At 61.1% G+C, this 19,837-nt stretch carries 14 protein-coding genes; 7 read left to right on the top strand and 7 right to left on the bottom strand.

Translation table 11 applies throughout. The features are described 5' to 3' along the window. Positions 1-142: 142 nt before the first annotated feature. Positions 143-5,011 carry an NAD-glutamate dehydrogenase gene (locus tag JZ00_RS11345; RefSeq protein WP_039590007.1) on the top strand — a complete coding sequence of 1,623 codons (4,869 nt, stop codon included), beginning with the start codon at positions 143-145 and terminating at the stop codon, positions 5,009-5,011. 129 nt (positions 5,012-5,140) lie between these two features. Here JZ00_RS11345 and JZ00_RS11340 read toward each other — a convergent pair whose 3' ends face one another. Beyond that, entirely contained in the window at positions 5,141-5,515 is a 375-nt protein-coding gene (locus tag JZ00_RS11340) for a hypothetical protein (RefSeq protein WP_039590009.1), read from the bottom strand. A gap of 499 nt (positions 5,516-6,014) precedes the next feature. Between JZ00_RS11340 and JZ00_RS11335 the strand changes: the two genes are divergently transcribed. The 4 genes from JZ00_RS11335 to JZ00_RS11320 all read left to right on the top strand — a co-directional run bounded on the left by JZ00_RS11335 (position 6,015) and on the right by JZ00_RS11320 (position 10,817). Next, entirely contained in the window at positions 6,015-6,560 is a 546-nt protein-coding gene (locus JZ00_RS11335; RefSeq protein ID WP_039590097.1) for a TRAP transporter small permease, read from the top strand. Further along, positions 6,557-7,837: a TRAP transporter large permease subunit gene (locus tag JZ00_RS11330; RefSeq protein WP_039590010.1), complete on the top strand. Its 1,281-nt coding sequence runs from the start codon at positions 6,557-6,559 to the stop codon at positions 7,835-7,837. Before JZ00_RS11335 ends, JZ00_RS11330 begins: the two co-directional genes overlap by 4 nt. Positions 7,838-7,889: 52 nt before the next feature. Beyond that, positions 7,890-8,906, top strand: coding sequence for a TRAP transporter substrate-binding protein (locus JZ00_RS11325; RefSeq protein ID WP_039590012.1), 1,017 nt, complete (start codon positions 7,890-7,892; stop codon positions 8,904-8,906). Positions 8,907-9,014: 108 nt separating this feature from the next. After that, the gene (locus JZ00_RS11320; protein ID WP_235433073.1) at positions 9,015-10,817 is read left to right on the top strand and encodes a BCCT family transporter; all 1,803 of its coding nucleotides are present in this window, start codon (positions 9,015-9,017) and stop codon (positions 10,815-10,817) included. Positions 10,818-10,856: 39 nt separating this feature from the next. On the opposite strand, the gene JZ00_RS11315 is transcribed toward JZ00_RS11320, so the two are convergent. The 4 genes from JZ00_RS11315 to JZ00_RS11300 form a co-directional block, all read right to left on the bottom strand. Further along, a complete protein-coding gene (locus JZ00_RS11315) occupies positions 10,857-11,576 on the bottom strand; it encodes a 3'-5' exonuclease (RefSeq protein WP_039590015.1) in 720 nt (239 codons plus the stop codon). Beyond that, positions 11,573-13,450, bottom strand: a complete 1,878-nt coding sequence (locus JZ00_RS11310) for a DUF294 nucleotidyltransferase-like domain-containing protein (RefSeq protein WP_039590017.1) — start codon at positions 13,448-13,450, stop codon at positions 11,573-11,575. Before JZ00_RS11310 ends, JZ00_RS11315 begins: the two co-directional genes overlap by 4 nt. Positions 13,451-13,545: 95 nt before the next feature. Then, complete coding sequence (locus JZ00_RS11305; protein ID WP_039590020.1) at positions 13,546-14,337, bottom strand: transporter substrate-binding domain-containing protein; 792 nt, start codon at positions 14,335-14,337, stop codon at positions 13,546-13,548. A gap of 91 nt (positions 14,338-14,428) precedes the next feature. Continuing rightward, positions 14,429-15,076 carry a TetR family transcriptional regulator gene (locus tag JZ00_RS11300; protein ID WP_039590022.1) on the bottom strand — a complete coding sequence of 216 codons (648 nt, stop codon included), beginning with the start codon at positions 15,074-15,076 and terminating at the stop codon, positions 14,429-14,431. A gap of 143 nt (positions 15,077-15,219) precedes the next feature. Here JZ00_RS11300 and JZ00_RS11295 point away from each other — a divergent pair, with 143 nt between their 5' ends. Beyond that, positions 15,220-16,449: an arabinose transporter gene (locus JZ00_RS11295; protein WP_039590023.1), complete on the top strand. Its 1,230-nt coding sequence runs from the start codon at positions 15,220-15,222 to the stop codon at positions 16,447-16,449. 58 nt (positions 16,450-16,507) lie between these two features. Beyond that, positions 16,508-17,374, top strand: a complete 867-nt coding sequence (locus tag JZ00_RS11290) for an SDR family oxidoreductase (RefSeq protein WP_039590024.1) — start codon at positions 16,508-16,510, stop codon at positions 17,372-17,374. A gap of 49 nt (positions 17,375-17,423) precedes the next feature. On the opposite strand, the gene JZ00_RS11285 is transcribed toward JZ00_RS11290, so the two are convergent. Then, entirely contained in the window at positions 17,424-18,056 is a 633-nt protein-coding gene (locus JZ00_RS11285) for a response regulator (RefSeq protein ID WP_039590026.1), read from the bottom strand. A gap of 31 nt (positions 18,057-18,087) precedes the next feature. Then, positions 18,088-19,449: a cache domain-containing protein gene (locus JZ00_RS11280; RefSeq protein ID WP_039590027.1), complete on the bottom strand. Its 1,362-nt coding sequence runs from the start codon at positions 19,447-19,449 to the stop codon at positions 18,088-18,090. Positions 19,450-19,837: the final 388 nt, after the last annotated feature.

The following is a 19,837-nucleotide window of genomic DNA, read 5'->3' as shown; positions in this document are numbered from 1 at the left end:
GTGACCTGCGGGTCGCGTCCAGCTTCACCCACCTGTCATCCTGTTTCCTCTGCCCGAGAATCAGGAACGGGATGGCCGACGGCCCCGAAAGGGGCTGCACGCGACGCTTTCATCAATAACAAGCCCAAGCGGAGTACCACAGATGGCGTTCTTCACCGCAGCCAGCAAAGCCGACTTCCAGCATCAACTGCAAGCGGCACTGGCGCAGCACATCAGTGAACAGGCACTGCCACAAGTGGCGCTGTTCGCTGAACAATTCTTCGGCATCATTTCCCTCGATGAACTCACCCAGCGCCGGTTGTCCGACCTCGCCGGCTGCACGCTGTCCGCCTGGCGCCTGCTTGAGCGCTTCGACCACGCGCAACCGCAGGTGCGCGTCTACAACCCCGATTACGAACGCCACGGCTGGCAGTCGACCCACACCGCCGTCGAAGTGCTGCACCATGACTTGCCGTTCCTGGTGGATTCGGTCCGCACCGAGCTGAACCGTCGCGGCTACAGCATCCATACCCTGCAAACCACCGTCCTGAGCGTGCGTCGCGGCAGCAAGGGCGAGTTGCTGGAGATCCTGCCGAAGGGCACCCAGGGCGACGACGTGCTGCAAGAGTCGCTGATGTATCTGGAGATCGACCGCTGCGCCAACGCCGCCGAACTCAACGTCCTGAGCAAGGAACTTGAGCAGGTGTTGGGCGAAGTGCGCGTCGCCGTGGCCGATTTCGAGCCAATGAAGGCCAAGGTCCAGGAAATCCTCGCGAGCCTGGACAACAGTGCCTACGCCACCGACGCCGATGAAAAAGCCGAAATCAAGAGCTTCCTGGAATGGCTGGTGGGTAACCACTTTACGTTCCTGGGCTACGAAGAGTTCGTGGTCCGTGATGAAGCCGATGGCGGTCACATCGAGTACGACTCCGAGTCCTTCCTCGGCCTGACCAAATTGCTGCGCGCCGGCCTGACCGCCGAAGACTTGCGCATCGAAGACTACGCCGTCAATTACCTGCGCGAACCGACTGTGTTGTCGTTCGCCAAGGCCGCGCACCCGAGCCGCGTCCACCGCCCGGCCTATCCGGATTATGTCTCGATCCGTCAAATCGACGCCGACGGCAAGGTCATCAAGGAATGCCGTTTCATGGGCCTGTACACCTCTTCGGTGTATGGCGAGAGCGTGCGGGTCATCCCGTACATCCGTCGCAAGGTCGCGGAAATAGAACGTCGCTCCGGCTTCCAGGCCAAGGCGCACCTGGGCAAGGAACTGGCCCAGGTGGTTGAAGTGCTGCCTCGCGACGACTTGTTCCAGACCCCGGTGGACGAGCTGTTCAGCACCGTCATGTCCATCGTGCAGATCCAGGAACGCAACAAGATCCGCGTATTCCTGCGCAAAGACCCATACGGCCGTTTCTGCTACTGCCTGGCCTACGTGCCGCGCGATATCTATTCCACCGAAGTGCGCCAGAAGATCCAGCAAGTGCTGATGGAGCGCCTGAAAGCGTCGGATTGCGAGTTCTGGACCTTCTTCTCCGAATCCGTACTGGCCCGTGTGCAGTTGATCCTGCGGGTGGACCCGAAGAACCGCATCGACATCGACCCGTTGCTACTGGAAAAAGAAGTCGTACAGGCGTGCCGCAGCTGGAAGGACGACTATGCCAGCCTGGTCATCGAGAGCTTCGGCGAAGCCCAGGGCACCAACGTGCTGTCGGACTTCCCGAAAGGCTTCCCGGCCGGCTACCGCGAGCGCTTTGCCGCGCACTCGGCCGTGGTCGACATGCAGCACCTGTTGAGCCTGAACGAAAAGAACCCGCTGGTGATGAGCTTCTACCAGCCGCTGGGCCAGGTGTCCGGCCAGCGCGAGCTGCACTGCAAGCTGTATCACGCCGACACGCCGCTGGCGCTGTCCGACGTGCTGCCTATCCTGGAGAACCTTGGCCTGCGCGTGCTGGGTGAATTCCCGTACCGCCTGCGCCACACCAATGGCCGCGAATTCTGGATTCATGACTTTGCCTTCACCGCCGCCGAAGGCCTGGACCTCGATATCCAGCAACTCAACGACACCTTGCAGGACGCGTTCGTCCACATCGTGCGCGGCGATGCCGAGAACGACGCGTTCAACCGCCTGGTGCTGACCGCCGGCCTGCCGTGGCGCGACGTGGCGTTGCTGCGTGCCTACGCCCGTTACCTGAAACAGATCCGCCTGGGCTTCGACCTCGGCTATATCGCCAGCACCCTGAACAACCACACCGACATCGCACGCGAGTTGACCCGGTTGTTCAAGACCCGCTTCTACCTGGCGCGCAAGTTGACCGGCGACGACCTGGAAGACAAGCAGCTGCGTCTGGAGCAGGCGATCCTGTCGGCCCTGGATGACGTCCAGGTGCTCAACGAAGACCGCATCCTGCGTCGCTACCTTGACCTGATCAAGGCGACCCTGCGGACCAACTTCTACCAGACCGACGCCAACGGCCAGAACAAGTCCTACTTCAGCTTCAAGTTCAACCCGCACCTGATTCCGGAACTGCCGAAGCCGGTGCCGAAATTCGAAATCTTCGTCTACTCGCCACGGGTCGAAGGCGTGCACCTGCGCTTCGGCAACGTTGCCCGTGGCGGCCTGCGCTGGTCCGACCGTGAAGAAGACTACCGCACCGAAGTGCTGGGCCTGGTAAAAGCCCAGCAGGTGAAGAACTCGGTAATCGTGCCGGTGGGCGCCAAGGGCGGTTTCCTGCCGCGTCGCCTGCCACTGGGCGGCAGCCGGGACGAGATCGCGGCCGAGGGCATCGCCTGCTACCGCATCTTCATTTCGGGCCTGTTGGACATCACCGACAACCTGAAGGACGGCGCGCTGGTACCGCCGGCCAACGTCGTGCGTCATGACGACGATGACCCGTACCTGGTGGTCGCGGCGGACAAGGGCACTGCGACCTTCTCCGACATCGCCAACGGTATCGCTATCGACTACGGCTTCTGGCTGGGCGATGCGTTCGCCTCCGGCGGCTCGGCCGGCTACGACCACAAGAAAATGGGCATCACCGCCAAGGGCGCGTGGGTCGGCGTGCAGCGCCACTTCCGCGAGCGCGGCATCAACGTCCAGCAAGACAGCATCACCGTGGTGGGCGTTGGCGACATGGCCGGCGACGTGTTCGGCAACGGCTTGTTGATGTCCGACAAGCTGCAACTGGTCGCGGCCTTCAACCACTTGCACATCTTCGTCGACCCGAACCCGGAGCCGGCCAGCAGCTTCGCCGAGCGCAAGCGCCTGTTCGACCTGCCGCGTTCGGCCTGGACCGACTACGACACCAGCATCATGTCCGAAGGCGGCGGTATCTTCTCGCGCAGCGCGAAGAGCATCGCGATTTCGCCGCAGATGAAAGAGCGCTTCGACATCAAGGCTGACAAGCTGACTCCGACCGAACTGCTGAACGCCTTGCTCAAGGCACCGGTAGACCTGTTGTGGAACGGCGGTATCGGTACCTACGTCAAGGCGAGTACCGAAAGCCACGCCGATGTCGGCGACAAGGCCAACGATGCGCTGCGCGTGAACGGCAACGAACTGCGCTGCAAAGTCGTGGGCGAGGGCGGTAACCTGGGCATGACCCAACTGGGTCGCGTCGAGTTCGGCCTGCATGGCGGCGCCACCAACACCGACTTCATCGACAACGCCGGTGGCGTGGACTGCTCCGACCATGAAGTGAACATCAAGATCCTGCTCAACGAAGTGGTGCAGGCCGGCGACATGACCGACAAGCAGCGCAACCAGTTGCTGGCGAGCATGACCGACGAAGTCGGTGGCCTGGTGTTGGGCAACAACTATAAGCAGACCCAGGCCTTGTCCCTGGCGGCCCGTCGCGCCTTCGTGCGGATCGCCGAATACAAGCGCCTGATGAACGACCTGGAAGCCCGTGGCAAGCTTGACCGCGCCATCGAGTTCCTGCCGACCGAAGAACAGCTGGCCGAACGTGTCGCGGCGGGCCACGGCCTGACCCGTGCCGAGCTGTCGGTGCTGATCTCCTACAGCAAGATCGACCTCAAGGAATCGCTGCTCAATTCGTTGGTGCCGGACGACGATTACCTGACCCGTGACATGGAGACCGCATTCCCACCGACCCTGGTGAGCAAGTTCTCCGAAGCCATGCGTCGCCATCGCCTCAAACGCGAGATCGTCAGCACCCAGATCGCCAACGACCTGGTCAACCACATGGGCATTACCTTCGTCCAACGGTTGAAAGAGTCGACAGGCATGAGCCCGGCGAACGTGGCCGGTGCCTATGTGATCGTTCGGGACATCTTCCATCTCCCGCATTGGTTCCGTCAGATCGAAGCCTTGGACCACCAGGTCTCGGCCGACGTGCAACTGGAGCTGATGGACGAGCTAATGCGCCTGGGCCGTCGCGCCACGCGCTGGTTCCTGCGCAGCCGCCGCAACGAGCAGAACGCTGCCCGTGACGTCGCTCACTTCGGTCCGCACCTGGCGGCGTTGGGTCTCAAGCTCGACGAATTGCTGGAAGGCCCGACCCGTGAAGGCTGGCAGACCCGCTACCAGGCCTACGTGGCCGCTGGCGTGCCGGAGTTGCTGGCACGCATGGTTGCCGGCACCACGCATCTGTACACCTTGTTGCCAATCATAGAGGCTGCCGACGTTACCGGCCAGAACGCCGCCGATGTGGCCAAGGCTTACTTCGCCGTGGGCAGCGCCCTGGACATCACCTGGTACCTGCAACAGATCAGCGCACTGCCGGTGGAAAACAACTGGCAGGCCCTGGCCCGTGAAGCCTTCCGCGATGACATCGACTGGCAGCAACGGGCGATCACTATCTCGGTCCTGCAGGACGGCGACGCGACCCAGGACGTCGAAACCCGCCTGGCGCTGTGGCTTGAGCAGCATCACGAAATGGTCGAGCGCTGGCGCGCCATGCTGGTGGACATCCGTGCCGCCAGTGGCACTGACTACGCCATGTACGCGGTTGCCAACCGCGAGCTGCTGGACCTGGCACTGAGTGGTCAGGCGGTCGTCACGGCCAACTGATCCACCGTTGAAAGAAAAACCCCGCATTGAGAGATGCGGGGTTTTTTTATGGGCGATGTTTTCAGATCGGGCATTGAAGAGTGTGTTCTTGTGGCGAGGGGATAAATCCCCTCGCCACAAGCACCGCTATCACACAGTGCTGCGTTCGCGCAGCTCCTGTAACCGATCAGCTCCGCCTTCAGCCACGCGATTCTGGATCAGGCGATCAGAGCCGCCTTCAGCCACGCGATTCTGGATCAAGCGATCGGAGCCGCCTTCAGCCACACGATTCTGGATCAGGCGATCGGAGCCGCCTTCAGCCACGCGATTCTGGATCAAGCGATCGGAGCCGCCTTCAGCCACGCGATTCTGGATCAGGCGATCGGAGCCACCTTCAGCCAGTTGATGTGCAGCCTGGTCATAAGACGACGATGCGCTGTCGGCCGCGGCGATGTTCGACAGCGTGGCGCCGCCAACCAAGGTGAGGGCGATTGCCAGGGACGAGAGTTTCGAGAAATTGAACATGGTGTTTCTCCTGCGCTTGATTGAGTGGGCCAGCGCAGCGGTGTGCTGCTGTCCGGTGTGTGCAGTTAAACGCGCAGGTGTATCGAGGGTGTGTGCCGCAAAGGCGCAAGATCAGCGGATTCGTATCAATGGGCTACTCATATACACAGCGATACAAAACGCCTTCAAATAACTTCCCATCGGGTCGGCAGGCCGCAGGTGTCACTGGGTGGTGGCCGATAATCGCACGCAAGTTCGATCGGTTCGGGGCATCCCGGCGCGCAAGGTTATTGACCGAATTAACTGGGTAGTACATTTTAGCGGTCACCCAGCCTTGCCATGCCCAGGCGAGGCCATAATAAAAACAGAGGATCCCCTCATGCGTGCCCGTCAACAGAACTTGTCCTCATTACCTACCTTCAGATCCGGGGCCCTCCGGGAAATTCCAGCGACCCGATAGCGCCCGCCCTGTCGCGCCGGCAGCAGGCCTGCGCCTGGATCAATCTGTGAGGTGTTCAAGATGACAAAAGTTGTCGATCTGTATTTCAAGCTGCTCAAGTTGCTGATCGTGCTGTGCATGGTCGCGATGATCGTGCTGGTGTTCGGCAATGTGGTGCTGCGCTATGCCTTCAACTCGGGCATCAGCGTGTCGGAGGAGCTGTCGCGCTGGTTCTTCGTCTGGATGATCTTTCTCGGTGCACTGGTGGCACTCAAGGACCGCGCGCACCTGGGCATGAACAGCCTGGTCAAGCGCTTGCCGCCAGCAGGCAAGCGTGCCTGCCTGGTCATCGGGCATTTGCTGATGCTCTACATTTGCGGATTGATTGTCAGCGGCAGTTGGCAGCAGGCGGTGATCAACCTGAATGTGGTCGCGCCGGCGTCCGGCCTGTCGATGGCGTTGTTCTACGCCGCGGGGCTGGTGTTCGGAGTCAGCGCAACGGCCATCCTGCTGTACGAATTGTACCTGGCGTTGTTCGGCAAGCTGCGCGATGACGATCCTTTGTTGGTCGAGCAAAGCGACGCCGCCAGCTTCAACCCTGACACCCTCAAGAGTACGCGCCCATGACGCTGGCTATTTTCCTCGGCTCGCTGATGGGCAGCATGGCGCTGGGCATCCCGATTGCCTTTGCCTTGCTGGTGGTCAGCGTGGCGTTGATGGTCTACCTGGACCTGTTCGACGCACAGATCATCGCGCAAAACCTGCTTAATGGCGCCGACAGCTTTCCGCTGATGGCCGTGCCGTTCTTCATGTTGGCCGGCGAGGTCATGAACGTCGGTGGCCTGTCCAAGCGCATCGTCAACATTGCCATGGCGCTGGTGGGACACAAGCGCGGCGGCCTGGGTTACGTCGCGATCATCGCCTCGTGCCTGCTGGCGTCGTTGTCCGGTTCGGCCGTGGCCGATGCGGCGGCTTTGGCGGCGTTGCTCGTGCCGATGATGGTACTGGCCGGACACAACCGCGGGCGCTCGGCCGGGCTGATCGCCGCCGGCAGCACCATTGCACCAGTGATTCCGCCCAGCATCGGCTTCATCGTCTTCGGCGTGGCCTCCGGTGTGTCGATTTCCAAGCTGTTCCTGGCCGGTATCGTGCCTGGGGTGATGCTGGGTGTCGGGCTGGCCATCGCCTGGTGGCTGATCTCCCGGCGCGAGAACGTGGCGACGGCGCCCAAGCGTTCCCGTGCCGAAGTCATGCGCACACTGCTCGACGGCAGTTGGGCGATGGGCCTGCCCTTGATCATCATCCTGGGCCTGAAGTTTGGCATCTTCACCCCGACGGAAGCGGCGGTGGTCGCGGCGGTCTATTCGCTGTTCGTGTCCCTGGTGATCTACCGGGAAATGAAGATCAGCCAGTTGTACGAAGTGATCCTGTCCTCGGCCAGGACCACCTCGGTGGTGATGCTGCTGGTGGCGGCGGCCATGGTTTCATCGTGGCTGGTGACGATCGCCGACCTGCCGGGCCAACTGGCGGACCTGCTGGCGCCGTTCATGGATAACCAGACCCTCCTGCTGCTGGTGATGATGGCGTTGATCATCCTGGTGGGCACGGTCATGGACATGACCCCGACCATTCTCATCCTCACCCCGGTGCTGATGCCGGCCGTCATCCAGGCCGGTATCGATCCCGTGTACTTCGGCGTGTTGTTCCTGATCAACACGGCCATCGGCCTGATCACGCCCCCGGTGGGCACGGTGCTCAACGTCGTGTGCGGAGTGGCAAAGCTGGACTTCGAGGAAATCGTCCGCGGGGTCTGGCCGTTCATGATTGCGCAGTTTGTGGTGCTGTTGCTGTTGGTCCTGTTTCCGCAACTGGTCATGGGACCGTTGAAATTCTTCACCGGATGACAGCGGTGCTCGCTGGCTCGACCTTTAAAAACAATAACGATCGGAGAGTGACATGGGAAAACTGATGAAAACCTTGCTGGCCGGGGCGTGCGCCACGGGATTGCTGCTGACCGGCGTAGCCAGCCACGCGGATGAGATACGCGAGCGAACCTTGCGATTCGCATTCCAGAACGTCAAGGAACATCCCCAGGGCCAGGGCGCGCAGAAGTTCGCCGACCTGCTCAGCGAAAAGAGCGGCGGCAAGATCAAGGTCCGCCTGTTCCCCGGCGGAACCCTGGGCGGCGACGTGCAAACGGTGTCGGCATTGCAGGGCGGGACCTTGGACATCACCGTGCTCAACTCCGGCATCCTGGCCGCCCAGGCACCGGATTACGCCATGCTCGATTTCCCTTTCCTGTTCAACAACGTCGAGGAAGCGCACGCGGTCATCGATGGCCCGGTCGGGCAGAAACTGGCGGCGCAACTGGACAGCAAGGGGTTGGTAGGGCTGGGCTATTGGGACCTGGGGTTCCGTCACCTGACCAACAGCAAGCACCCGGTGACCAAGCTCGAAGACCTGCAGGGCTTGAAACTGCGCGTCATCCAATCGCCGATCTACCTGGAAACCTTCACTGCCCTGGGCGCCAACCCAGTGCCGATGGCGTTCCCCGAGGTCTACACAGGCCTTGAGCAGCACACCATCGACGGCCAGGAAAATCCTTTCACGGTGATTGAAGGCAACAAGTTCTACGAGGTACAGAAGTATCTTTCCGTCACCGGCCACATCTTCAATCCGCAGTCGTTGATCATCAGCCAGAAAACCTGGAACCGTCTCAACGATGATGAAAAGGCGATGATCCGCGCCGCCGCAGCCGAGGCGCAGGCGTTCCAGCGCGAAGTCACCGCGACAAGCATGGACAAGGCCAAGGCCACGCTGGCCAGTGCGATGACCATCAACGAAATCACCCCGGCCGAGAAAGACCGCTTTCGCGAGCGCGTGCAGCCGGTGATCGACAAGTTTGCCAAATCGTTGGATGGGGAACTGGTGAAGATGATGTACGACGAAATCAGCAAGGTGCGTGCACAGTGAATTGAAGCAACCCTGCGGACGGTCCATATGAAGGGCGCCCGGACACTGTCCCGGCGCCCTTCGTTTTGCCTGGCTATAGGCCAACCTGAGGCCGTTTGTGGAACAGTCATGGCCGGTCGATGTCACAGGCATGCCTCCAGACTTGTTAGGCTATGGCACTTACATCTCGTTTTCACTTTGAACAGCGGGGCTTTTCAGACCATCACGCGTGTGCGTGCTGCAAAATCAAAGGAGGTTCACGTGGGTAAAGATCCTGTAGACGATCTATCAGGAAAATCCCAGGCGCCCGGTACGGAGGGGATACCAGCCCCCAGCGGCGAGGCAAATCTCATCGAAACAGACTATGTCATCGGACAGGACAATTTCCGCGGGGAGTTTTCTTTCTCCCTGGATATCCATGGCAAGGTCTTTCTGATCTCCGCCGCCACCGTTCTGTTGTTCGTCATCGTGACGCTGGCTCTCCAAAATGAAGTCGAGCCGCTTTTCAGCGCTATGCGCGGTTGGTTGACCCGAAACCTGGCCTGGTTCTTCATGAGCGCAGGCAATGTTTTCGTGTTGTTGTGCCTGGCGTTGATTGTTTCACCGCTGGGAAAGGTGCGATTGGGCGGCCGCGACGCCACGCCGGATCATACCTATCTGGGTTGGTTCTCCATGTTGTTCGCTGCCGGGATGGGCATCGGGCTCATGTTCTACGGCGTGGCGGAGCCCATGTCGCATTACGCCGCCGCGATGGGGGGCGTGACGCTCGATCCTAGCGGGGTACGCACGGACTGGGCCCCCCTCGATGGCGCAGCGGGCGACATGAAAGGCGCTGCGGACCTGGCGATGGCTGCGACGATTTTTCACTGGGGACTGCATCCCTGGGCTATCTACGCGATCGTAGCGTTATCCTTGGCGCTGTTCTCGTTCAACAAAGGCTTGCCGCTGTCGATTCGCTCGATTTTCTATCCGTTGCTGGGGGAGCGTGTCTGGGGGTGGCCAGGGCACATCATCGACATCCTGGCGGTGTTCGCCACGCTGTTCGGGCTTGCGACCTCGCTGGGTATCGGTGCCGAGCAGGCTGCGGCGGGAATTGAACATCTGTTCGGCATCCCATCCTCCAACGTCAGCAAGGTGGTACTGATCATCGGTATCACGCTGATTGCACTGTGGTCGGTACTGGCCGGGCTGGAGAAGGGCGTCAAGCTGCTCTCCGAAATCAACATGGGCCTGGCGCTCCTGTTGCTGCTCTTCATCATTGTCGTCGGTCCCACCCTGGCCATTCTTACCGGCTTCTTCAAGAATGTGGTGACGTACGTTGAATACCTGCCTGCATTGTCCAACCCTTTCGGTCGTACCGACGCCGAGTTCACCCAGGGCTGGACGGCGTTCTACTGGGCCTGGTGGATCAGCTGGTCGCCATTTGTAGGCATGTTCATTGCGCGGGTCAGCCGTGGCCGGACTGTCCGCGAGTTCCTGATTTCTGTCCTGTTGGTGCCCTCGCTGGTGTCGGTGCTCTGGATGACCACCTTTGGCGGGACGGCCATCGACCAGGCCACCTTGCAAGGATTGAGCGGGGTCAAGGATGCGGTGCTGGAACTCAAGCTGTTCGCGATGCTGGAAGCGCTGCCCCTCAAGGAAATCTCATCGTTGCTGGGCATCGTGCTGGTGATCGTCTTCTTCATCACTTCGTCGGACTCCGGATCGCTGGTGATCGATACCATCACTGCCGGCGGCAAGGTCGATGCGCCCGTTCCTCAACGGGTTTTCTGGGCAGTCATCGAGGGTGTGATCGCCATCGCGCTGTTGTTGGGCGGTGGGCTGATCGCCTTGCAGGCCATGGCGGTTTCTACCGGGCTGCCCTTTGCCATTGTGCTGCTGCTGGGCTGCATTTCCCTGGTGAAGGGACTGATGTCGGAACCGCGATCCTGATCGCCTGAAAGTTGTCTGGGGCGAGGCACGCCCCAGCGTTCAATCCCAGAGCTGCCCGACCGCGACGCACGGGCTGTAATGAGTGGCCACCTGCGCTTGCAGCAGCTCGGCCGTGGCCAGTGCGTCGGTCAATGCATGGTGGGCGTGATAGGTCGGCAGTCGATAACGCTGGCGAGTATCGGCTAACCGGATGGAGGCAGGCGGGCGGCGCAACAGTCTGTCCAACCAACGGCGACGCCCCCTGACTCGCCATGCCTCCAGCTGCATCGTGTCGATGACCGGAAACTGTAGGCCCTCTCCAAGGTGGCGCCGAAACGCCTCGTCCAGAAAGTTGCGTTCGATGGCCCGGTAGTGCACCACCATGATTCTTCCCGCCATTGCTTGCAGCAGATTGTCCATGATGTCCGGCAGGCGCGGGGCATGACGTATGTCAGCGTGGGTAATGCGGTGAAATGCCACCGACTCATGGGTCAGCGTGGATGGCTTGATGACCCAGTACAGGGCTTCGCCGCACCGTATTCGCTTCAGGGTGAAAGGCATCAGGCCGATGCTGACGATGCTGTCGCTGCGGGCGTTCAAACCGGTGGTTTCCAGGTCCATTGCCAGCAACTCGACCTGTTCCAGCGCGGTCTGGCCGTTGATCACCCCGGCCTCGTAGAAACGCTGCAGAAGGGGATGCTGTGCTTGTCGCGCCAGTTGCTCGAAGCGCGTCGTCCAGTCCGGCATCGTCCGTTCAACGGGCACTCGTGGGGCGTTCATCGGGCGGGCCGGGCGTGACCGGGATAGCGGAAACGCAGGAATTTCTGGGCATTGCTCAACACCTGGAACGCTTCCTTGAGGTTGTGCCGCTCAGTGGTGGAGAAACGCTCGGGCTCGATGTAATTATTCGGTTTGCGCCCCTGTTCGATGGCATCGGCCTGGTGCCGAATGCGCACCATCGACAGGAACTCCAATGCGTAGCGCAGATGCTCGATGGCCTCGGGCTGTACCCACCGCGTATGGCCGATGGCATCCAGCCGATCAAAGGAGTTTTGCGCCGTAGTGCCACACGCCAGCGCGTGGATGCGGATCAGGTCGGTGAGGGGCGCCGTGCCCCGGCCCTTGAGGTTGATAATCTGTTTTTGTTCCCCGTCCGTTTCCATGACAAATGTGCGAAAGAAACCCAGCGGCGGCGTGCGATTCAATGCGTTGCGCGCCATCGCTGCCAGGAAAGCCGGAGTATCCCTGGACTTCTGCGCACACAGCGCCTTGAGTGATTCGACCATGTCCAGCGCGCCATAGACCCCGTCCAGGTCAAAAAAGATGCAGCTGTTGAGCAGGGTGGCGGCGTTAGGTTTCTCGATCCACTGGCTGAAATAGCCACGCCACACCCGCAATGGCTGACGCCACTGGACGTTGGTCGCCATGATCCCGCCCTTGCAGTAGCTGTAGCCGCATTGAGCGAGCCCGTCGCTGACGAACGCGGCCAGCTTGCGAAAGTAATCGTCATGCAGGGCTGGGTCGAACCGGTCATCCAGCACCAGCGCGTTGTCCTGGTCCGTCACGAGCAATTGTTCGTCACGGGCCATCGAGCCCAGCACCATGAAGCAATACGGAACCGGTGGTGGTCCCAGTTCGCGTTCGGCCAGTTCAAGCAGACGCTGTGTGAAGGCACGGCCGATGCCCGAGATCGCGCTGCCGATCATGTGCGCGGTGGCGCCGTCGCGGACCATGCGAATGTAGGTACCGCGCAAATCGCGCAGCAGTGAGCGAAGACCCTCGACGCTGGTCTGGTTGGAGATGCTGTTTACCAGGTACAGGCTGCTCTGGGACTCGTGCCGGATGATATCCGACAGATTGATCAAACCGAGCGTACGGCCCTTGTCCACTACTGGAAGGTGGTGGATGTTGCTCCTGAGCATGCACAGCATCGCCTCGAACAACGAGTCATCGGCCTGGATGGCTACCGGGTCGATCGACATGACTTCGCCAATCGTGGTGTCGCCACTGCGGTTGGTGGCCACAACGCGAGTGCGCAGGTCCCGGTCGGTCACGATGCCGAGCATCTGCTCGGGGTTCTTCCCGGCCGGCTCAAGGACCACGACACAGGAGACGCTTCGTTCGGTCATTAACTGGGCGGCCTCGCGGACACTGGTTTGCGGCGTTACCCAGACCAGGTCACGGGAAATCAATGCGCGGGATTTGAGTTGGATCAGCTCGCTTGCACGCCCTTGGGCCTCGACAGCTGACTTGAGCCTGGAATGTCCTTCGGCCTCGACAAAATCGGCAAAACTGTCGTGCCGCTCGCATAACCTTGCGAATACATCCGCCGGAATGAAATAGATCAGGCTGTCTTCCAGGGCCTTGGCCGGGAAGCGCACCCGGTTGCTGCGCAGCAGGCCCGCCTGACCGAAGATATCGCCCTCGACCAGCCGGTTATACAGTTCGCCGTTTCGCCGATAAATCTCGACGGCGCCGCTGCGTACATAGTGCAGCTCATGGATGTCCGCCCCCGCTTCGAGGATCGGACTTCCGGCCTTGAAATAAGCGACCTCGACGCGCCGGGCAATATCCTCCAAGGTCTCCTGGGGAAGGGCATCGAATGGCGGAAAACGATGAAGATGCTCACTGATTTCCAGTAATTCGATCTGCATGGGGCCTCGTGACAGTTCTGTTGGAAGGCCCAACATGCCAGACCATGGCGCCGCACACAAACCCCGGAATGCGAGCGTGTACGGCCGCCGGTTCGTTATTGGGCTTCAGGCACCGCCAGCCATTGCCCAATCACCTTCTGGTAGCTGCCATTGGCCTTGCTCAGGTGCAGCCACTGGTCGACGAACATTTTCCAGGTATTGTCGTCACGGGGCAGCAGGTAGGCTTTCTCGCCGTATTGCAGGTAGCGGGTCGGATTGACGGCGCACAGGCCCGGCTTGAGTTTTTGCTGGTAGAGCGCTTCCGAGGCGTCGGTGATCATCACGTCGGCGCGTTTGTCCAGCAGCTCCTGGAAAATCGTCACGTTATCGTGGAAGGCCAACTGGCCCTTTGGCAGGAACGCCCGCACGAAAGCTTCGTTGGTGCCGCCGGCCGGCTCGACGAGGCGCACCGAAGGCTGGTTGATCTGCTCGATGGTCTGGTAGCGCGACTGGTCTTCGCAGCGCACCAGCGGGATTTTGCCGTCGACGTCCAGGGTGCTGCTGAAATAGGCCTTCTTCTGCCGTTCCAGGGTGACGGAAATTCCGCCCATCCCGATGTCGCACTTACCGGCGAGCATGTCTGGCATCAACGTTTTCCAAGTCGTCTGGACCCATTGCACCTTGACGCCCAGGCTGGTGGCGAGTGAGCGCGCCATGTTGATGTCGATGCCTTCGTATTCCCCCGATTCGGCCTTGTAGGTGTAGGGCTTGTAGTCGCCGGTGGTGCACACCCGCAGTTCACCTTGCTGGATCACTTTGTCCAGGTGCGAAGGCGCTGGCTCGGCCAATGCACTGCCGCAGAGCACCAGCAGGCCACAGAACGTCATCGTGCTTGTTATGGTTTTCATAAGGATGGGACGTCTCGCAAGGGAAGGGGACAAGACGGGGGAGTGTAGTAAAACTGCCAACGGGCTGTCACTTGGACGTCGAGACGATCAGTCAGCCCGAAGTGCGATCGACCGCCCGCAGGTTTTCCAGGTAGGCGCAGAACATATCGGCCATCGCATCGGCATACGTCTGGACTTCTTGCCAAGTGCGAGGCGTTGCCGAAAACCGTTTACCCACGGAACTGAGGGTGGCGATGACCAGCTCACCGGCCAGGGCGCGGGTGTGCACGTCGGCATCCGGCAGCACTTGCTGCATGAACGCGTCCACTGATGCCTGCACCGACATGCGTGCCGCCTGATGCTCGGGAGCGTCCCGATAGAGCGGCGCGGCATCGTTGAGCGCGATGCGAATCTGCGCTTCGTCGCACTCGGACTGGATGAACGCCTGCACAAGGGTTCGTAACCGGGCGAGGGGCGGCTTGGCGGAATCCTCCAGAATGTCTCGCAACATATCGCTGGTCTGCCGCCACTCATCACTTTGCAGCCGGAACAGGATCGCAGCCTTGTTTGGAAAGTATTGATACACCGACCCGACGCTCACACCCGCACGCTCGGCAACGCGGGCAACGGTAAAGCGTTGGGCGCCGTGGCTCGCCAAAACCTGAACAGCCGCTTCCAGGACCGCTGCCACGAGCTCGGTGGAGCGGGCCTGTTTTGGCTGTTTGCGCGAGGAAATCTGCGGGCTCGGGCGCTCGGACATAAAGCCGTAGACCTCGGAAAAGGAATGCGAATAGGAAATACGACGGATTGTTCGTATCTTGAATGCGACGAATTGATCGCATTCTAGTCGTCTCCACAAACAGCGTTCAACTTCACTTCGCGTCCCTTTCCATGGGTAGGGTTATGACTCAAGAAAATATTCATCTAGGCGCCTCTGTGGCGCCCCGGGCAACCGTCGAGGCCAATCCGGCGTTCAAGTTGTTGCCGCTCACGTTGACCGTGTTCATCGGGTTCCTCACCATCGGCCTGCAACTGCCGGTCTTGCCGCTTCACCTGCATGACACGCTGGGGATGGGCACGCTGGTGATTGGCCTGGTGGTCGGCGCCCAGTTTGCCGCGGCACTGCTATCGCGGGCCTGGGCCGGCAATTTCGCTGACATGCGCGGGGGCAAGCGAGCGGTCATGGTCGGGCTGGTGACGGCGACGGTCTCCGCGTTGCTGTATCTGCTGTCCCTGGCGTTCCTGTCCACACCGGTGTTGTCGGTCTGGCTATTATTGGTGGGCCGCGTGTTGCTGGCGGTTGGCGAAAGCCTTGTCGTCACCGGCGCCTTGGGATGGGGCATCGGCCGGGTTGGGCCGCAGCATGCCGGCAAGGTCATGGCGTGGAATGGCATTGCCATGTACGGCGCATTCGCGTTGGGCGCTCCGCTTGGCGTGGCGCTCAATTCGGGCTGGGGATTCATGGGCGCCGTTGTGGCATCGGTGTTCATCCCGCTGTTGGCCTTGGCGGTGGTCGCCGGCGTCCGCGCAGTCGCTCCTACGGCGAACCAGCGTACGCCGTTCTACAAGATGCTCGGTGCCGTATGGGTTCCAGGCATGGGCCTGGCATTTTGCAGCGTCGGCTTTGGTGTCGTCACAGCGTTCATTGCCTTGTTATTTGCGGCGAGGGATTGGGGCAACGCTTCGTTGGCATTCACGGCGTTCGGCCTGGCCTTCATCGGCGCGCGGCTATTGTTCGGGCACCTTCCGGACAAGATCGGTGGCGCACGTGTCGCGTTGGTCTGCGTGGTGATCGAGGCCGTTGGGCTGCTGTTCATCTGGAGCGCCGATACGGCAATCCTCGCCTATCTCGGAGCGGCGTTAACTGGCTTCGGGTATTCCCTGGCATTCCCCGGCTTTGGCGTCGAAGCAGTGCGCCGTGCGCCGCCACAGGCTCGCGGCCTCGCCATGGGCGCCTATGTTGCGTTCCTGGATATTTCCCTGGGCATCACCAGCCCGCTGGCCGGTGTGTTGGCCAGTGGTTGGGGTATCGAGGCGGTTTACCTGGCCGGCGCCATCGCCGTTGCGTTGTCGTTCGGGGTGGCCTTGATGCTGCTCAGGGGCCGGGAAATACAAGTTCAATACAAATCCTGAGCCGTGTTCAGGTTATAGAAGACTTTCGATCTCGCTTTTTCAGACAGGAGCGTTGTTCATGCACGTATTCGTTACGGGTGCCACTGGGTGGGTTGGATCGGCCGTGGTTCGGGAGTTGCTCGGCGCCGGGCATCAGGTCACCGGCCTGGCCCGTTGCCAGGAAAAGGGCAGCGCGCTGGCGGGCATCGGCGCGAAAGTGGTTCGAGGAACGTTGGATGACTTGGATGTTTTGCATCAAGTGGCCTCGGCGGCGGATGCGGTGATCCACACCGCGTTCAATCATGATTTTTCAAGATTTGCCGAAAATGCCGAACAAGACCGCCGCGCGATTCTGGCATTGGGCGGCGCGTTGCAAGGCTCCGAGCGGCCTCTATTGGTGACCTCGGGCTTGTTCGGATTGTCGCCGGGCGCCAGTGAGCTGGAAGTGGTCAGCCCGGCGTCGCCCCGCAAGTCCGAAGCCACGGCGAGGGATCTGGCCGAACGTGGCGTGCGGGTGGCAACTGTCCGGCTGGCGCCCTCGGTCCATGGTGCCGGCGACTATGGATTCGTACCGATCCTGATTCGTCTGGCCCGGGAGAAGGGCATATCGGCGTACCCCGGTGACGGTAGCCATTGCTGGTCGGGCGTGCATCGGCTGGATGCGGCACGGGTCTATCGACTGGCGCTGGAACAGGGCGTGACTCAGTCCGTCTACCACGCCGTGGCTGACGAGGCGGTGCCGTTCAAGGACATCGCCCAGGCGATCGGGCAGGGCCTGGGAATGCCGGTTGAATCAAGGGATCGCGAGCATTTCGGTTGGTTCGCTCATATGGCGAGCGCGAACATGGCGGTGTCCAGCGAGTACACCCGCGGTTTGTTGGGTTGGGTGCCGAGCGGGCCGGGGTTGTTGGCGGATCTTGAACATCCTGATTACTACGCTGGATGATCAACCGTGGGGAGGGGATAAATCCCCTCGCCACAAGGGTAAGTTGGGCCTAGCGCGGAATGATCCCGTGGTCGATCGCGTATTTCACCAGGGCCGCAGGTTTGTCGATGTTGAGCTTGCGGCGGATGCTGAGGCGGTGGGTTTCGACGGTGCGTACGCTGATATCCAACTCGCGGGCCATTTCCTTGTTGTTGAGTCCCTGGACCATTTTTGCCAGGACTTGGCTCTCGCGTGGTGTCAGCTCGCTGTCGGTGTTTGGGTCGGTGGCCAGGCGCTGGGCTATCTCGGCGCTGTAGAAGGTGCCGCCGCCGATGATGGCTTCGATGGCGGCGATGATTTCCTTGGACGGTGAGTTCTTCAGGACATAGCCGCTGGCGCCGGCGCGCACGGATTCGCTGACGTACTCATGATTGTCGTACATGCTGAGGATCAGGATCTTCAGGCGGGGGTGTTGCTTGCCCAGCAGCCGGGTCAGTTCAAGGCCATTCATGTCCTTGAGGCCGATGTCCATCAGCAGCAAGTCCGGTTGGCAGTGCCCGACCATCTCAATCGCTTGGACACCGTTCTCCGCCTCGCCGACCACGTCCAGCCGGGGCATGACGGACAGCAGGGCGCGGATGCCGTCGCGGACCAAGGCGTGATCATCGACCAACGCGACGCGTATGGTGGTGGGGCGGTTCATCGGCAGGTGCTCTTATTGAAATGGGCGCGGATCAGCTTTCCGTGGCTGGCATGGTCATGGGCAGCAGGATATCCAGTTCGCTTCGTCCTGGCACCGATGTCATGTCCAGTCGCCCGCCGAAATGCTCGACCCGTTCGCGGATATTACGCAGGCCAATGCCGGTATGGCCACGTTCGACCTGCGGGACGTTGAAGCCCATCCCGTCATCTACCACAGTCAGGCGCAAGGACTGGCCGGAGCCGAACAGGGTGATGGCGACACGTTTCGCCCCGGCGTGACGCTCAATGTTGGTCAGCGCCTCCTGGGCGATGCGGAACAGCGAGACCGGTGCGCCGTTTTCCAGGCGACAGTCGAACTCGTTGCTTCGATAGGACACTTCCAGGCCACTGCGTTGCTCGAACTCGGCCGCAAGCTGGCCGATGGCGGCCGGCAGGCCCAGGGTGTCGAGCAGAGAGGAGCGCAGGTCGTGGGAGATGCTGCGGATTTCACCGATGGCTTCGCCCAGCCGGTCCGTGGCGTTCTTCAGGATGCCCAGGCCGTTTTCCTGGCCGTTCTCGATGACGTGGCTAGCCAGTTCGAACTGGAACTTGATCGACACCAACAGTTGGCTGATGCCGTCATGCAGTTCGCGCGATACTCGGGAGCGCTCTTCTTCCTGCAGGCTGACAATGCGCTGGTTGAGGCGCTGCAGCTTCTTGTCGGCCAGGCGATGCTCGCTGACATTGAGGGTGATGCCGCCGGCAAACACCAGCAGCACCGCGATCAGTGCGATGGCGGCGATCGCCTGCATCGTGGTGTGGATGCCTTGGGCCACTTCGTCGCGGGCCTGTTGGGTGGCGCGCTCGACGTCTTCCAGATAGATCCCGGTGCCGAGCATCCAGCCCCAGCGATCGAGCATCACGACATAGGCCAGCTTGTCGGTTACCTGGCCGGAGGACGGCTTGTTCCAGGCATAACGCTGGAAGCCTTCACCCGATTCGGCGCTCTTGAGCAATGCCTGGATGACCGGCAAGCCTTGGGGATCCTTCATGTCCCAGAGGTATTGCCCTACCAGTTCCGACTGCCGGGCGTGCATCAGGCTGCGACCCTGGCGGTCGTACACAAAGAAGTACCCATTGATGCCGAAACTCAGCTTGCGCAGCTCTTCGAGCACTTGTTGCTGCGCCCGCGCGTCACCCTTGCCGTCGTCGTACAGCGGGGCGATCAGGCTCTGCGCCATCTCGACATAGTTTTTCAACTCGGCGCGCTTGCTCGCCAGGATGCTGTCTTCGATCAGTTGCGCCTGTTGATCGCCCAACTGGCGGTTGAGTGAGATCACCAAGGCGCCGATGACGGCAATCGCCAGGACCAGCGGCAGGATCCCGAGGGCGACGATCTTGTGTTTGAGCAGCATCTTTACTCCAGTCCTGGCTCGGCGGGGAGGTGGATGGCGGGCATCATATGCCAAACCCGTGGGCGCTCAACAATCCTACCGGATATGAGGCTCGAAACTGTGGTGGCCTGCTCGCAAAGGCGGTGCGTCAGGCAAATCATCATTGACGGATACTCCGTCTTCACGAGCAAGCTCGCTCACACAGGGGGACGGGCGCATCTACGTAGTACTACGGATTTATTTATTGACGGCATGCAGGGATATTGGGCCGGCTCCGAATAGCCGGGGCACACTATAAAAACAATCGCCGCAATCCATTGGATATCGGCAGGAGACACGCAATGACAACCCGTCTGGTTAAACACCTCGCCTGGTTTGCCGTGGCTGTTCTGGGAGCATGTGCGCTAAG

Origin of the sequence: Pseudomonas frederiksbergensis, from assembly GCF_000802155.2 — a bacterium.
Classification (GTDB): domain Bacteria; phylum Pseudomonadota; class Gammaproteobacteria; order Pseudomonadales; family Pseudomonadaceae; genus Aquipseudomonas; species Aquipseudomonas frederiksbergensis_A.
This window is presented reverse-complemented; position numbering and strand designations above follow the sequence as displayed.

What these genes read in the sequence shown, in the direction of transcription:
- JZ00_RS11320 (WP_235433073.1), top strand. Translation starts at nt 9,015, where the DNA reads ATGGCCGGTCGATGTCACAGGCATGCCTCCAGACTTGTTAGGCTATGG.
- JZ00_RS11290 (WP_039590024.1), top strand. Translation starts at nt 16,508, where the DNA reads ATGCACGTATTCGTTACGGGTGCCACTGGGTGGGTTGGATCGGCCGTG.
- JZ00_RS11280 (WP_039590027.1), bottom strand. Translation starts at nt 19,449, where the DNA reads ATGCTGCTCAAACACAAGATCGTCGCCCTCGGGATCCTGCCGCTGGTC.
- JZ00_RS11335 (WP_039590097.1), top strand. Translation starts at nt 6,015, where the DNA reads ATGACAAAAGTTGTCGATCTGTATTTCAAGCTGCTCAAGTTGCTGATC.
- JZ00_RS11340 (WP_039590009.1), bottom strand. Translation starts at nt 5,515, where the DNA reads ATGTTCAATTTCTCGAAACTCTCGTCCCTGGCAATCGCCCTCACCTTG.
- JZ00_RS11325 (WP_039590012.1), top strand. Translation starts at nt 7,890, where the DNA reads ATGGGAAAACTGATGAAAACCTTGCTGGCCGGGGCGTGCGCCACGGGA.
- JZ00_RS11305 (WP_039590020.1), bottom strand. Translation starts at nt 14,337, where the DNA reads ATGAAAACCATAACAAGCACGATGACGTTCTGTGGCCTGCTGGTGCTC.
- JZ00_RS11315 (WP_039590015.1), bottom strand. Translation starts at nt 11,576, where the DNA reads ATGAACGCCCCACGAGTGCCCGTTGAACGGACGATGCCGGACTGGACG.
- JZ00_RS11285 (WP_039590026.1), bottom strand. Translation starts at nt 18,056, where the DNA reads ATGAACCGCCCCACCACCATACGCGTCGCGTTGGTCGATGATCACGCC.
- JZ00_RS11310 (WP_039590017.1), bottom strand. Translation starts at nt 13,450, where the DNA reads ATGCAGATCGAATTACTGGAAATCAGTGAGCATCTTCATCGTTTTCCG.
- JZ00_RS11330 (WP_039590010.1), top strand. Translation starts at nt 6,557, where the DNA reads ATGACGCTGGCTATTTTCCTCGGCTCGCTGATGGGCAGCATGGCGCTG.
- JZ00_RS11295 (WP_039590023.1), top strand. Translation starts at nt 15,220, where the DNA reads ATGACTCAAGAAAATATTCATCTAGGCGCCTCTGTGGCGCCCCGGGCA.
- JZ00_RS11345 (WP_039590007.1), top strand. Translation starts at nt 143, where the DNA reads ATGGCGTTCTTCACCGCAGCCAGCAAAGCCGACTTCCAGCATCAACTG.
- JZ00_RS11300 (WP_039590022.1), bottom strand. Translation starts at nt 15,076, where the DNA reads ATGTCCGAGCGCCCGAGCCCGCAGATTTCCTCGCGCAAACAGCCAAAA.